Below are 14,105 nucleotides of genomic sequence, written 5' to 3'. Positions count from 1 at the left end.
ACCGCAAAGGGGACGGGCGCCTTTGCGGTGGTTTTGGACTGCGAATCTTAATACTGCCACATGTGATTGACGGGGCCGGAGCCTTTGCCCATGTTCAGGCCGGCGGCCAGAGCGCCTGTCAGGTATGCCTTGCCCGCATTGACGGCGTCGGCAAGATCCATGCCCTGGGCCAGCGCGCAGGCGATGGCGGACGAGAGCGTGCAGCCGGTGCCGTGTGTGTTGTCGGTCTCGATGCGCTTGTGGCGGAACCACGTGGTGAGTGGATCTCCAAGATGGTTGCCCTCGTCGTCGAGTGGCGCGGGTTCGGCCAGTACATCGTTGGCCTCGTTGACAAGATGTCCACCCTTAACGAGGGATGCGCAACCAAAGCGGCGGGTGAGGAGCATGGCAGCATTTTGCTGCGTGCGCTCGGAGTCGACCTCGTAGTCGAGCAGGGCCATGGCCTCGGGAATATTGGGCGTGATAACCGTCGCTAGCGGGAACAGGCGGCGGGTGAGCGCCTCGGCGGCATCTTCGGCAATCAGCCGTGCGCCCGAGGTGGCTACCATGACGGGGTCGACGACCACGTTTGTCGCGTTCCAGGAGCTCAGGCGGTCGGCGATAACATCGATAATCTCGGCAGAGGAAACCATGCCAATCTTGACGGCTTTGGGGCGGATATCGTCAAAAACGGCATCGATCTGCGCCGCGACAATATCCGGGGAGATGTTCTGCACGGCGGTAACGCCCAGGGTGTTTTGCGCTGTGATGGCGGTGATGGCCGTCTGGGCATACAGACGGTGCGCCGTGATGGTCTTGATGTCGGCCTGAATGCCGGCGCCGCCGCTGGAATCGGATCCCGCGATGGACAGGACGGCAGGTACCTTACTACGATCCATGTTCGCTCCCTTGTTCGGTCGGAATCAAATGGGTCTTTAAGCCAGCATTATAAAGATGCCCGGGCCGACTCTATGTCGAACCCGGGCGGGCGATGCAATCTTTACGCAAATGCAAGCAAATGTTCACACGTCAACAATTGACAGGCACCAGCTCGCCGACAGAAGCGGCCGCGGCGACAGGCTAGTCCTCCATGCCGAGGTCGATCGTGGTGCCCTCGAAGATCTTGTTGACGGTGCGGACGGCGCACATCTTGCCACACATGGTGCAAGTGCCCTCGGTGGCGGCGGGGGACTCCTCGTAGCGCTTCTTGCCCGTAACCGGGTCGAGCGCGCACTCCCACATGGCGTCCCAGTCAAGCTTGCGGCGTGCCTGGCCCATCTTGTCGTCCATGTCGCGGGCGTGGGGCACCTTTTTGGCGATGTCGGCGGCGTGTGCGGCGATCTTGGTGGCCATGAGGCCGTCGAGCACATCCTGGGCGTTGGGCAGGCATAGGTGCTCTGCCGGTGTCACGTAGCACAGGAAGTCGGCACCGGAACTGGCGGAGATGGCGCCGCCGATGGCGGCGGTGATGTGGTCGTAACCCACGCCGATATCGGTCACCAGCGGCCCGAGCACATAGAACGGAGCATTGTGGCACAGGCGCTTCTGCAGTTTCATGTTGGCGGCGATCTCGTCGAGCGCCATGTGACCCGGGCCCTCGACCATGACCTGGACGCCGGCGGCCCAAGCGCGCTTGCACAGCTTGCCCAGCTCGATCATCTCAGCGGTCTCGGTGGCGTCGTTGGAGTCGTAGAGGCAGCCCGGGCGGCAGGAGTCGCCGAGCGAAATCGTCACGTCGTACTCGTGGCAAATCTCGAGCAACTCGTCGTAGAACTCATAGAACGGGTTCTCGTTACCGGTGACCTCCATCCAGCCAAACAGCAGTGAGCCGCCGCGGCTCACGATGTTCATCAGGCGGCCGGTCTCCTTAAAGGTCTTGGTGACCGACTTGTTGATGCCGCAGTGAATGGTCATAAAGTCCACGCCGTCCTCGGCATGCGCGCGCACGACTTCGAACAGGTCGTCCTTGGTGAGCTTGACCAGCGGCTTTTCCATGTAGCCGATGGCGTCGTACATGGGGACGGTGCCTACCATGAGCGGGGTCTCGTCGATGAGCTGCTGGCGGAACTGGCGCGTCTTGCCCGAGTTGGAGAGGTCCATGATGGCGTCGGCGCCAAAGTCCTCAGCGATCTTGACCTTCTTCCATTCCTCGGCGGCATCGGCCTTGTCGCCCGAGATGCCCAAGTTCACGTTGACCTTGGTGGACAGGCCCTCACCGACGCCAAAGGCGCGCATGCCCTTTTTGATGTGCACGATGTTGGCGGGAATGGCGATGCGGCCGTCGGCCACGCGCTCGCGGATGTACTCGGGGTCGCGATGCTCGCGCTCGGCGACTTCCTTCATCTGCGGCGTGATCTGTCCGGCGCGGGCGAAGTCGATTTGCGTGACAAGCTTGGACTCGGTCTGTGTGCTCATAAGCACGGCTCCCTTCGTTGGCATTACCCATATCAGGTTTGCGGGTCAGGGCGGGCGCGCCCAATCTCAGCCTGCCGTCCTGTCCTGCAAGCTCCCCGTTTATGTAGTGGGCTCAAGTATAGCCTGAATGGGTACGATTGGCCTAACGAGCGTGCCTGTGGGGAGGCGTACATGGAAGACAAGCATCTATATCGAGAGACGCAATGGGATGTATCGGCCGAGGAAAGCCGTGCGCACCATGGGTTGGTCGCGATTGGTTTTGCGGTGCTTGCCGTGCTGGTGATTGCCTTTTGTATTTGGACGTTTGGCGGTCGCGGCGGCGCTGCCTGGGAGTTTGAGGCCGATGATAGCCTACCGATTATGACGGTGAGGAGTACTGGCGGTAATGCCAATACGCTCGCCGTTCCGGGCGATTATTGGTACCCGCGCGATGAGTTTGTGCAGTTGCAGCTGAGTGGTGGGTCCATTCCAGGCGAAGAAATCGAACGCGTGACGTTTGACGCGGCGCTCAAAACGCTGACGGTGAAGCTCAAAGATCAAGGAGATGTGCCCACGACCATGGATATCGCCCTGACGGAATGGCGTCTGGAGCCCCCGTCGGGCGTCAAGGTGTCCGAGGTGGAGCATGTCAAGATTACCTATCAGGACGGCACGACAAATGAAATTGCCAAAGCCGACGGCTTGGCGGAATAGATGTCGTGCCTGGGCAGCACATTCAAGAGTAGCGGTGGTCCTACAAGGCCTGTTCGTTCAGGAAGACCAAAGTGTTTTTATTTGAAAGCTCGGGAAGGTGACGATAGCCAACGTCGAACGCGGTGAGCCCGCTTACATCCTCGAGCTTGTTTTCTGCCATCCAGCGCACCATGGAGCCGCGCGCCTTTTTGCTGGCGGTCGAGCGCTGGATGGGCTTGCCGTTGCGGATGCCTTCACCAAAGAGGCATGTGACGACCGTGACATCGGTGGTGAGGCGGGGCAGAACGGCTTTGGCGTATTCCGCGCTGGCGAGATTGACGATCGTAGCGTTGGAGCTCGCCGGAGCGATGGTCCGTGCGAGCTTGTCGCCCCAAAACGCGTAGAGGTCTCGGGCATCGTCGACGGCAAGCTTTGCGCCCATTTCCAGCCGATACGGTTCAACGGCATGAAAGGGGCGTACGCATCCGTAAAGGCCCGAGAGGATCCATAGATGGTCTTGCAGCCATGCGAGCTGCGTGGAATCCATCACCTCGGGCGCCATGCTCTGGTATTGAATACCGTGATAGGACATGACGGCGGGGGAGAGGCGACGTGCGATACCGGAATCGGCGAGGTCGGCATCGCTCAGGACGGGCATAAATTCGTGAAGCGTATCCAGGCACGTTGTAAGCAGCCTGTCGCTCACGTTCCAAAGGGCCTGAAGGCCTGCCGCGCCGTCCTCGTGTTCGATGCCCAGCAGTGCCTGATGGAGCCGGGCCGTCTGATGTGCAAAAGGCGGTATGCCCCAAACGTCAAAGGCATCTTGAGCTGTCCGCATCTGTTTGGCGGGCGAAATGACGACCTGTAGCACGGAATCCTCCTCCCGCTAAAAAAGTTGCGGTGAAATGCAGACTGCTTTCCCTGTTGGAAGGCCTAATGAATCCGTATTTCACCGCAAGTTATGAAGGGCTGATTGGGCTCGTTTTACGAGGACTGGTTAGGCGCGCTCGAGGAAGGCCTTGTAGCCGCGGTAGGCCTCGTAGATGTCGGCCTTGTTGGCGACCTCCCACAGGGCGTGCATGGACAGGACGGCAACGCCGGAGTCGATGACGTTCATACCGTACTTGGCCATGATGTAGGCGATGGTGCCGCCGCCGCCTGCATTGACGCGGCCGAGCTCGCAGGTCTGGAAGTCCACGCCGGCCTCGTCCATGATGTCGCGGACGAGGGCCACGTACTCGGCGTCGGCGTCGTTGGAGCCGCCCTTGCCGCGGCTGCCCGTGTACTTGTTAAAGCACAGGCCGCGACCCATAAAGGCTGCGTTCTTGGTCTCGAACTTGCCGGCGTAGCCCGGGTCGAAGCCGGCGGACACGTCAGAGGAGAGCATACGGCTGTGGGCGAGTGCACGGCGCAGAACCAGCGGGCTATCCTCGCCGGCGAGCGTCATGATTTCGGCGACGGTGTTCTCGAAGAAGCGGCTCGTCATGCCGGTGGCGCCTACGGAGCCAATCTCCTCCTTGTCGACGATGAGCGTGATGCTCGTGCGCTCCACGTTGGCGACGTCGATCTGGGCGAGCATGGAGGGATAGGCGCAGACGCGATCGTCGTGGCCATAGCCCAGAATCATGGAGCGGTCGAGGCCCATGTCGCGGGCCGGACCGGCGGGCACGACCTCGATCTCGGCGGAGAGGAAGTCCTCCTCCTCGACGTCGTACTGCTCCTTGAGGATGTCCAAGAACATCTGCTTGACGGGCTCCTTGGGGGCGTCCTTGTCGTCCTCATCGAACTTGACGGGACGGCCGCCCACGATCACGTCGAGGATCTCGGCGTCGACGGCGTCCTTGGCGGGCTTGGCCATCTGCTCGCTCGAGAGGTGGATCAGCAAGTCGGAGATGGTAAAGACCGGATCGTCGGCCTTGTCGCCGATGTTGATGTCGACGGTGGTGCCGTCCTTTTTGCAGATGACGCCCACGAGTGCAAGCGGGGAGGCCACCCAGTGGTAGCTCTTGACGCCACCGTAGTAGTGCGTGTCGAGGTAGGCCATGTCGCCGGCTTCGAAGGCGGGGTTCTGTTTAAGGTCCAGGCGCGGCGAGTCCACGTGGGCGCCCAGGATGTTAAAGCCCTGCTCGAGCGGGGCGGTGCCCAGGTTGACGAGCATGAGGTCCTTGCCGTGATTGGCGGCGTACACCTTGTCGCCGGCCTTGAGCGCGCGGCCCTCGGCGATCACGGTCTCCAGATTGACGTAGCCCGCCTCCTCGGCCATCTTGATGCCGGTCTTGACGCACAGGCGCTCGGTCTTGTTCTCGCTCAAAAACTGCTTATAGCCGCGGCAAAGCTCCTCGAGCTCCTCGATTTGCTGTGGCGTGTACTTTTTCCATGCGCAGGGACGCTCCATGACGCAGGCTCCTTTCGGATCGATCGTGCTGGTTGATGTACCGTGAGCCATCGTATCACGCACGGGCGTGAGATGGCGGCGGAGCTTGATGTGCGGTGGCCGCGGGGCGGGGAGCGTGTAAACTGGGGTGAGCAAACCGTGCCCAGCCCAAAGCGAGGTATTCAATATGTCTGATAAGCGCCGCACCTTTGCCGTTATCGACGGCAACTCGCTCATGCACCGTGCCTTCCACGCCGTGCCGCCGACCATGAACGCGCCGGACGGTCGCCCCACCAACGCGATCTTTGGCTTTCTGAACATGTTTCTCAAGATGGTCGATGCCTTTAACCCCGACGGCGTGGTCGTGGCGTTTGATAAGGGCAAGCCGCGCGTGCGCATGGAGATGCTGCCGCAGTATAAGGCACAGCGTCCGCCCATGGACCCCGATCTGCACGCACAGTTTCCAATGATCAAGGAGCTGCTCGGTGCGCTCAACGTGCCGATTCTGCAGTCTGAGGGCTGGGAAGGTGACGATATCCTGGGAACCATGGCGCGCCTGGGTGAGGAGGCCGGCTGCGACATGTTGCTGGTGACCGGCGACCGCGACATGTATCAGCTCGTGACCGAGCACGTCAACGTGGTCTCGACTCGCAAGGGCCTGTCCGACGTGGCGATCATGACACCCGAGAGCGTGGACGACCTGTATCACGGCATTACGCCGGCCCTCGTACCCGATTTTTACGGTCTGAAGGGCGACACGTCCGATAACATCCCCGGCGTACCGGGCATCGGCCCCAAAAAGGCGAGTGCGCTCATCGCGCAGTACGGTAGCCTGGACGAGGTCATCGCGCATGCCGACGAGGTCAAGGGCAAGATGGGCGAGAACCTGCGTGCACATATCGACGATGCGCTGCTGAGCCGCAAGGTCGCAACCATTCGCACCGATGCGCCTGTCGAGCTCGACTTTGAGGCGACGTCCTTCCCGGCGTTTTCTGCCGACGAGGTCTCCGCGGCGCTCGGCACGCTCGGCATTACGGCCATGCAGAACCGCTTCCTGGCGCTGATTGGCGGCGAGGGCGGGGTCGTGCCCGCCGCCAGCACGCTTGAGATTCCCTCCGTTTTGCGTGCCGCCGCAGGCGATGCGGAGGCACTTGCTGCCGTGGCGTCCGAGGTCTCTCGCGCGATTGATGCCGGCGAGTGGGTCGCCGTCGTGGTGGACGATGACAAGGAGGAGGGTGCGCTCTTTGGCCTGACGCGTACGCTGTGGCTGGCGACGTCCAAGGGCCTCTTCGCGCTCGAGGAGGGCGACAGCTGCGCGGCGGCTGAGGTTGAGGGCTTCAACTTCGTCCACGGTGTGATCGCCGGCGTGCTTGCGCGCCTGTTTATGGAGGGCCGCGTGGCGAGCCCGGATACGAAGGCGCTGCTGCACGAGCTTTCGCCCATCGATTCTTCTGAGCCCGAGCTCATGGATCCGCTCGCTGCCGATTCCACGCGTATCTTCGATACCGTGGTCGCTGCCTATCTGCTGGATTCCGATCGCTCCGAGTTCGATGAGGCATATCTTGCCGATACGTATCTGCAGATGGCGTTGCCTGCGGCGCGCGGCGCAGAGGGTGCTGGTGAGGACGCTCCAGCGCCTGCCGCCCGTACTGCGGCTCTGACGCTGGCGCTCGTGACGCCGTTGCGCGAGTGCATGGCCCGTGAGAATGCCGCCAACGTGTTCGATGGCATCGAGATGCCGCTCGTGCCGGTGCTTGCCAAGATGGAGCGCGCGGGAATGCTCGTGGATCCCGACCGCCTGCGTAATCTGTCCGAGGGCCTGGCGACCCAGATCACCGAGGTCGAGCGCAGCATTCGCGACCTGGCGGGTGACGAGACCTTTAATATTGGCAGTCCCATGCAGCTGTCGCATGTGCTCTTTGATGTGATGGGGCTTCCGACCAAGGGCCTCAAGAAGACTAAGCGCGGCTACTATTCGACCAACGCCAAGGTGTTGAGCGACCTTGCCCGCGACCACGAAATCGTGCGTCTGATCTTGGATTGGCGTGAAAAGTCCAAAATCAAGTCCACCTATCTGGATACGCTGGGCCCGCTGCGCCGTGGTGACGGTCGCGTGCACACCACGTACAACCAGACCATCACGGCAACGGGGCGTCTGTCCTCGAGCGACCCGAACCTGCAAAACATTCCGACGCGCTCGGAGCTGGGGCGTACCGTCAAGACGGCGTTCTCGGCGGGGGAGGGTAGCCTCTTTTTGGCGGTGGACTACTCGCAGATTGAGCTGCGCCTGCTGGCGCATCTCTCGGGTGACGAGCATCTGGTGCGCGCTTTCAACGAAGGCGAGGACTTCCATGCCGAGACGGCCGCGCGCGTATTTGGCGTGCCGGTGTCCGAGGTGACACCCGACCTGCGTAGCCGCGCCAAGGCCGTGAACTTTGGCATCGTGTATGGTCAGCAGGCCTACGGCCTGTCGCAGTCGCTGCATATCTCGATGGCCGAGGCACGCGACATGATCGACCGCTACTACGAGGCCTACCCAGGCGTGCGCACGTTCCTCGACAACGTGGTGGCACGTGCCAAGCAGACGGGCTACGCCGAGACCATGTACGGCCGCCGTCGTCATATTCCGGAACTCAAGGCCAAAAACCCGCAACTCCGCGGCTTTGGCGAACGCACGGCCATGAACCACCCCATGCAGGGAACCGCCGCCGACATCATCAAGATCGCCATGGCCCGCGTAAGCCGCCGCCTGGAAGAAGAAGGCTTTGCCGCCCACATGATCCTGCAGGTACACGACGAACTGGACTTTGAGTGCCCCGTCGACGAAGTCGAGCGCCTAACCACCATGGTCCGCGACGTCATGGAACACGTAGTAGACCTCCGCGTCCCCCTAATCGCCGAAGCCAGCACCGGCATAACCTGGGCCGACGCTAAATAGGGAAGCAACCACAGTTCCAAAGTAACCAAAAACAGAAGGACGCCCCTTATCAACAAGGAGCGTCCTTCGTTCAATTAAATTCAGCCTAAGTATCTAGACACTCAAGACGCCATCTTGGCGGCAGGTAAGTAAACCTAGGGCCTGGCCGGGCGGCACGGGTTAACTTTTCGTAGATTCCGCACGCAAAGAAAGCCACTTAATGTGGCTTTCGTCTTGCGCAGGACCTGACCGAGCGAAAAGTTAACCCGTGCCGCCCGGCCAGGCCCAACGAGCCACGTTAACGAGCCGCCAGGATGGCGTCGATGAGCGTCAGTACGCCCCCGTCGTTGTTGCTCGGAATGCGCCACTTGGCATGCGCGTTCATGTGCTCTTCGGCATTGTCCACGATAAAGCTGTGACCGACGCGCTCCAGCATGGGGATGTCGTTGTAGGTGTCGCCCACGGCGGCAGCATCGGCAATATCGATGCCCAGGTGCTCGCACAGGTGAGCGACGCCGGCGCCCTTGTCGACGCCCAGGTTCATAAAGTCGATCCACTCGCGCCCAGCGTTGGTGACGTAGAGCTTGTCCGAGAACTCGGGGCTATAGGTCTCGCGGAAAGCGGGCTCGGCGTCGTAGCCGGGGAAGAAGACCGAAATCTTGTTGGACTCGAAATCAATGCCATCAAAGCTGTCGACGTAGTTGATTGTGTTGTAGTAGACGCTGATCTCGTCGTGGTATTGATGGTCGCGGGCAAGCACGTAGAACTCGTCGAAGCAGCAAAGGACGGGGACAGCGCGCGGATCCTCCGAGGCACGGCTCAAGACCTGCTGATACAGCTCCACGTCAATAGTGCTCTTATAGATATAGCTGCCGCGATAGATCACGCACGCTCCGTTGTCGGGACAAAAGGCGAGGCGGTTCTTGACGCCCTCGAACATCTCCTCGAGCTTGGGGGCGGGACGTCCGCTGGCGGGGCAGAATACGATGTCGGCGTCGGCGAGCTTGTCCAGGCGCTCATCAAGACCCTGGGGCAGCACGCGCTCGTCGGTCAGCAGCGTCTTGTCCATGTCGACGGCGAGAATCTTAATGTTTCCGATATTGGCGTCCGATTCGTAAGTTTGCATAAAAGCGAGCCTTTCGTTTCGAGATTGTTTCAGACGTTATAACCATCAACTCGTAGTCGAGCGTATTTTCGCAGGAACGGAGCGTATTTGCACCACGCTTCACAAAGTACTGAAAAAACTTTTCAGAAATTTGAATTTGTCGCTTGTGCTGCGGGCACTTTAGCGTAATATAGCGACCATCGAAAACGGAGACGGAAAAACAACCGCTTACCGAGGAAAAGGTACCGTTTACGATATTAGAATTGCGCCCGGCGATAGGTGAAAGGAGAGGCAGATGCAGTTCGTAAAGATCATCACCACTGCAGACAATGCCATCCGACGCCAGCGCGCAATTTCCCGACGACGATAACAATCGTCTCTGTCCGCATGGGGCGCAATGCCTCAACAGAGTCATTTTGAGGTCGTTGGGTTTTAGCACGAAATTGCTGCATGTTTCTAGGGCATGTATGTGCTGCTTTTTGCTATTTAACCTGATATTGCACGGTTTTTGACCTCGAAATGACTTGCAACTGACCGATGTTCTAACTAGCTACCAAGGGCGAAAGGAAACAGCCATGAGCAAGGAAAAAGTCGTTCTCGCATATTCCGGTGGTCTTGATACATCCGTATGTGTCAAGTGGCTCCAGGACGAGAAGAATCTCGATGTCGTTTGCGTCTGCGGCAACGTGGGCCAGGAAGAGACCGGACTGGATGCCAAGAAGCAGAAGGCACTCGACCTGGGCGTTCTCGATTGCCAGGTGCTCGACCTGCGCGACGAGTTCTCTGATGAGTTCCTGACTAAGGCCATCGCCGCAAACTCCATGTACGAGAACAAGTATCCGCTGCTCTCGGCTCTTTCTCGCCCGCTGCTCGCCAAGAAGCTCGTCGAGGTCGCTCACGAGTTTGGCGCGACCTACGTCGCCCACGGCTGCACCGGCAAGGGTAACGACCAGGTCCGTTTTGAGGCCGCCGTCAAGGCTCTCGACCCCGAGCTCAAGGTTATCGCCCCGGTTCGCGAGTGGGACCTGAAGTGCCGTCCCGACGAGGTCGCCTATGCCCACGCCCACAACGTGCCGGTTCCCGAGGGTGCCAACGACAACCCCTACTCTATCGACGACAACCTGTGGGGTCGTGCCATTGAGTGCGGCCACCTGGAGGATCCCTGGAACGAGCCGCTCGACGACGCTTGGGTTATGACCAAGAACCCCGAGGACACGCCGGACACCCCGACCTACACCGAGATTGAGTTTGAAGCCGGCAAGCCCGTCGCCGTCGACGGCAAGAAGATGAAGCTCTCTGAGATCGTCATCGCCCTCAACAAGATCTCCGGCGACAATGGCTTTGGCCGTCTCGATCTGGTCGAGGATCGCCTGGTGGGCCTTAAGAGCCGCGAGTGCTACGAGGTTCCCGGCGCCCTGACGCTCATCACCGCCCACAAGGCGCTCGAGGACATCTGCGTCGAGGGCGACCTGCTCAAGACCAAGATCAAGCTCGAGCAGGATTGGGCCACCGCCGTGTACAACGGCCAGTGGTACAGCCCGCTCAAAAACGCGCTCGATGCCTTTATGGCCGATACCCAGAAGTTCGTTACCGGCACCGTCCGCCTGAAGTTCTTTAAGGGTAACTGCCATGTCGTCGGCCGCAAGAGTCCCTTCAGCCTCTACGACTACGGTCTGGCTACCTACGATCGCGACACCACGTTTGACGAGAAGGCCAGCGCCGGCTTTATCGAGATCGATACGCTGTCGCTCAAGACGTGGGCAAAGGTCCAGGGCCCCAGCTCTGCTGCCGCCCAGGCCTAGCGCCTCCTTCCCTTGGTATCCGCGCGGCCCATCCGCGTGATACATAACGGGCGCACGGGGTCCCTACCTTTCGTTATGCTTGCTGACACTTCTTAACATCGGTGGCCCCTACGTTCCGCCCGCATATATGATGCCGCGTCTGCGGCTGAGTCCGAGCCCCGCCGGGGTTGTCCGGCGGGGCTCCTTCTATCAATTTGGCGGCTCTGTGCCTATATATATGAGGAGTATCCATTATGTTCAATGCTATCGCGCATGCTTTGCTTGCCCTCGCGCCCGAGTTCGATGCTGTAAGGGTCGAGGACGTTCCTATGAGCCTGAAGGCCTGGATCGATGGTTCGCAGGGCAACATCCGGAGGGAGACGTTGGGCGCCAAGTGCATGGTGCGTCACTTCTTTGCAAATTAGCCACATGGCCCCGCGCGCGGCAGGGAGTGTGTAAAACTAGCGGTTGATAAATCGCTTTAGCGACAGGGCACATTGCTTTGGACGCTTGTTTTGGTATTTGGAGAAAGGAGACGGTTCCATGGCTCTTTGGGGCGGTCGTTTTGAGGCGGGCGTGGCCGAGGTCACGCAGGAGTTTGGCGCGTCGCTGCCGGTCGACAAACATCTCTATAAGCAGGATATCGCCGGCTCTAAGGCGCATGCCAAGATGCTGGCGGCCCAGGGCATCATCAGTGCCGAGGACGAGCAGGCGATTGCCAAGGGCCTTACCGGAATCGAACAGGATATCGATGCCGGCAACTTCACCTTCGATATCAACGATGAGGACATTCATATGTCCATCGAGAGCGAGCTGACGCGTCGCATCGGCGAGGCTGGCAAGCGCTTGCATACTGGGCGTTCGCGCAACGACCAGGTGGCGACCGATACGCGCCTGGGCGTCAAGGCGCTGGCCAAGGAGCTCATGGAGGCCAATCTTGAGCTGCGCCATGTGCTGGTGGATGCGGCCAAGAAGTACGACAAGGTGATTCTGCCGGGCTACACGCATATGCAGCACGCTCAGCCCGTGCTGCTCTCGCATCATCTGCTGGCGTATTCCTGGATGTTCGCGCGCGACTTTACACGCCTGAAGGCCGCCTTTGATGCCGCCGACAACTGCCCGCTGGGTGCTGCCGCGCTTGCCGGTACGAGCTATCCGCTCGATCGTCAGATGACGGCTGCCGAACTTGGCTTTGCGGGCGTGATCCCCAATTCGCTCGATGCTGTTTCCGACCGTGATTTCCTGCTCGATTTGCATTACGCCGGTTCCGTCATGGCCATGCACCTGTCGCGTCTTTCCGAGGAGATCGTGCTGTGGTCGAGCTCCGAATTTGGCTTTATCACGCTTTCCGACTCGTACTCCACCGGCTCGTCTATCATGCCGCAGAAGAAGAACCCCGACTTTGCCGAGCTTATCCGCGGCAAGAGCGGTCGCGTGTACGGCAACCTGGTGCAGCTGCTGGTAACCATGAAGGGCTTGCCGCTTGCTTATAACAAGGACTTGCAGGAGGACAAGGAGGGCGCGCTCGATACCGCCCATACGCTCATGCAGTGCCTGTCCGTTATGGCCGGAATGATTTCGACTTGGACCGTCAACGAGGATGCCATGGCGCGCGAGTGCGGCGTGGGGCACCTTGCCGCTACCGATGTTGCCGATTACCTGGCCAAGCGTGGCCTGCCGTTCCGCGAGGCACATGCCGTGGTGGGGCATCTGGTTCTGATGTGTGAGAAGCGCGGCTGCAATCTTGAGGACCTGCCGTTTGAGGTGTTTCAGGGGGCAAGCCCGCTCTTTGAACGCGATATTACCGAGGCGCTCGACATCCCCTCGATTGTCGCCGCGCGTACGACCGAGGGCGGTACCGCTCCTGCCGCCGTTGCCGTGCAGCTTGAGCGTGCCGAGGCGCAGCTCGTGGCCGACGAGGGCGTGTTTGGATCGCTGACCAAGGTCGTCGAGATGGGCCACGGGATAAAGTAAGGGTTTGGCCGAAGCCGTTTTTGCCATTTATTGAGGAATCGTTTTTTGCTTTACAGGCGTCTGCTGATGTGGGCGTCCGTATTTTGTTGCTATGGGGGAGGGGCTTGTCGAGAACTTCTGTAGGACCGTTGGGCAGGTTGTGAAGGGGGTACGTTCGCGGGTGGCAACCGACCGTCTGCTCTGTTCGATGCGGTTGATGGGCGGTCGGATGGTACTCTAATCGGGCTTCGAAACAGAAGTGACACATATGGAGCGCTTTAATAAATTGCAACGTTTCAATAAACAGCTTTTTGTTTAACTGCAGCTAAAACTCTGTTACGATGCAGTCCAGGCGGGTGCCGGAATGGGACTTGGGCACGCGCGAACCTACTTGAAAGGCTACTTTTATGGCTATCGAGAAGACCTTCATCATGATTAAGCCCGACGCCGTGCGCGACCGCAAGATCGGCGAGATTGTTGCTCGCATTGAGCGCAGCGGCCTTGTCATCGAGCGCATGGAGATGACCACGCTCGAGCGCGCTACCGTCGAGGAGCACTACGCCCATCTGGCCGACAAGCCCTTCTTTGGCGGTCTCTGCGACTTTATGACGAGCGGTCCGGTCGTCAAGATGGTCGTTTCCGGTCTCTCCGCTGTTGCTAAGATGCGCACCCTCATGGGCGCTACCAACCCGCTTGAGGCTGCTCCTGGTACCATCCGCGGCGACTTTGCCGTCGATGTCAACGCCAACGTGATCCACGGCTCCGACTGCCTGGAGAACGCCGAGATTGAGATCAAGCGCTTCTTTGGCTAAACCAGCTTTGACTCCTTAAAGCTGTTAGCGTGTGGCTTGGGCGCCGCGGAACTCCATCCGCGGCGCCCTTTTATTCCAAAATCTATGCAGGGGCCCG

General features: G+C 60.1%; 11 protein-coding genes. 6 read left to right on the top strand and 5 right to left on the bottom strand.

The window, feature by feature from the left end:
* Positions 1-47: 47 nt before the first annotated feature.
* Positions 48-878, bottom strand: coding sequence for a bifunctional hydroxymethylpyrimidine kinase/phosphomethylpyrimidine kinase (thiD, locus tag ABHU32_RS08995; RefSeq protein WP_346979694.1), 831 nt, complete (start codon positions 876-878; stop codon positions 48-50).
* Positions 879-1,059: 181 nt separating this feature from the next.
* The gene (thiC, locus tag ABHU32_RS08990) at positions 1,060-2,394 is read right to left on the bottom strand and encodes a phosphomethylpyrimidine synthase ThiC (RefSeq protein ID WP_346979693.1); all 1,335 of its coding nucleotides are present in this window, start codon (positions 2,392-2,394) and stop codon (positions 1,060-1,062) included.
* Positions 2,395-2,565: 171 nt separating this feature from the next.
* On the opposite strand from thiC, the gene ABHU32_RS08985 reads away from it, so the two are divergent.
* Positions 2,566-3,087: a hypothetical protein gene (locus tag ABHU32_RS08985; protein ID WP_346979692.1), complete on the top strand. Its 522-nt coding sequence runs from the start codon at positions 2,566-2,568 to the stop codon at positions 3,085-3,087.
* Positions 3,088-3,127: 40 nt separating this feature from the next.
* Here the strand turns inward: ABHU32_RS08985 and ABHU32_RS08980 are convergent, their stop codons facing one another.
* Complete coding sequence (locus ABHU32_RS08980) at positions 3,128-3,937, bottom strand: YaaA family protein (RefSeq protein WP_346979691.1); 810 nt, start codon at positions 3,935-3,937, stop codon at positions 3,128-3,130.
* A 126-nt stretch (positions 3,938-4,063) separates the two neighbouring features.
* Entirely contained in the window at positions 4,064-5,461 is a 1,398-nt protein-coding gene (locus ABHU32_RS08975; protein WP_346979690.1) for an aminopeptidase, read from the bottom strand.
* A gap of 166 nt (positions 5,462-5,627) precedes the next feature.
* Here ABHU32_RS08975 and polA point away from each other — a divergent pair, with 166 nt between their 5' ends.
* Positions 5,628-8,378: a DNA polymerase I gene (polA, locus tag ABHU32_RS08970; RefSeq protein WP_346979689.1), complete on the top strand. Its 2,751-nt coding sequence runs from the start codon at positions 5,628-5,630 to the stop codon at positions 8,376-8,378.
* Between the two features lie 277 nt (positions 8,379-8,655).
* Here the strand turns inward: polA and ABHU32_RS08965 are convergent, their stop codons facing one another.
* On the bottom strand, positions 8,656-9,483 hold the full coding sequence (locus tag ABHU32_RS08965) for a Cof-type HAD-IIB family hydrolase (RefSeq protein ID WP_152067739.1): 828 nt from the start codon (positions 9,481-9,483) through the stop codon (positions 8,656-8,658).
* 554 nt (positions 9,484-10,037) lie between these two features.
* Between ABHU32_RS08965 and ABHU32_RS08960 the strand changes: the two genes are divergently transcribed.
* From ABHU32_RS08960 to ndk, 4 genes are all read left to right on the top strand, one after another.
* A complete protein-coding gene (locus ABHU32_RS08960) occupies positions 10,038-11,264 on the top strand; it encodes an argininosuccinate synthase (RefSeq protein ID WP_035138001.1) in 1,227 nt (408 codons plus the stop codon).
* Positions 11,265-11,497: 233 nt separating this feature from the next.
* Positions 11,498-11,668, top strand: coding sequence for a hypothetical protein (locus ABHU32_RS08955; RefSeq protein WP_161144721.1), 171 nt, complete (start codon positions 11,498-11,500; stop codon positions 11,666-11,668).
* Positions 11,669-11,786: 118 nt separating this feature from the next.
* A complete protein-coding gene (gene argH, locus ABHU32_RS08950; RefSeq protein WP_346979688.1) occupies positions 11,787-13,217 on the top strand; it encodes an argininosuccinate lyase in 1,431 nt (476 codons plus the stop codon).
* Between the two features lie 386 nt (positions 13,218-13,603).
* Positions 13,604-14,008 (top strand): nucleoside-diphosphate kinase, encoded by a 405-nt coding sequence (gene ndk / locus ABHU32_RS08945; RefSeq protein WP_035138006.1) that lies wholly within the window; start codon positions 13,604-13,606, stop codon positions 14,006-14,008.
* The last annotated feature ends 97 nt before the right edge of the window (positions 14,009-14,105 follow it).

The sequence above is a fragment of the Collinsella aerofaciens genome, assembly GCF_039758965.1.
Classification (GTDB): domain Bacteria; phylum Actinomycetota; class Coriobacteriia; order Coriobacteriales; family Coriobacteriaceae; genus Collinsella; species Collinsella aerofaciens_BR.
Note: the sequence above shows the minus strand (reverse complement) of the source record. Positions and strands in the feature narration are given on the sequence as shown.

Excerpts from the sequence above, each read along its gene's own strand:
- ndk (WP_035138006.1), top strand. The coding sequence starts at position 13,604 with ATGGCTATCGAGAAGACCTTCATCATGATTAAGCCCGACGCCGTGCGC.
- ABHU32_RS08955 (WP_161144721.1), top strand. The coding sequence starts at position 11,498 with ATGTTCAATGCTATCGCGCATGCTTTGCTTGCCCTCGCGCCCGAGTTC.
- argH (WP_346979688.1), top strand. The coding sequence starts at position 11,787 with ATGGCTCTTTGGGGCGGTCGTTTTGAGGCGGGCGTGGCCGAGGTCACG.
- thiD (WP_346979694.1), bottom strand. The coding sequence starts at position 878 with ATGGATCGTAGTAAGGTACCTGCCGTCCTGTCCATCGCGGGATCCGAT.
- ABHU32_RS08975 (WP_346979690.1), bottom strand. The coding sequence starts at position 5,461 with ATGGAGCGTCCCTGCGCATGGAAAAAGTACACGCCACAGCAAATCGAG.
- ABHU32_RS08985 (WP_346979692.1), top strand. The coding sequence starts at position 2,566 with ATGGAAGACAAGCATCTATATCGAGAGACGCAATGGGATGTATCGGCC.
- ABHU32_RS08965 (WP_152067739.1), bottom strand. The coding sequence starts at position 9,483 with ATGCAAACTTACGAATCGGACGCCAATATCGGAAACATTAAGATTCTC.
- polA (WP_346979689.1), top strand. The coding sequence starts at position 5,628 with ATGTCTGATAAGCGCCGCACCTTTGCCGTTATCGACGGCAACTCGCTC.
- thiC (WP_346979693.1), bottom strand. The coding sequence starts at position 2,394 with ATGAGCACACAGACCGAGTCCAAGCTTGTCACGCAAATCGACTTCGCC.
- ABHU32_RS08960 (WP_035138001.1), top strand. The coding sequence starts at position 10,038 with ATGAGCAAGGAAAAAGTCGTTCTCGCATATTCCGGTGGTCTTGATACA.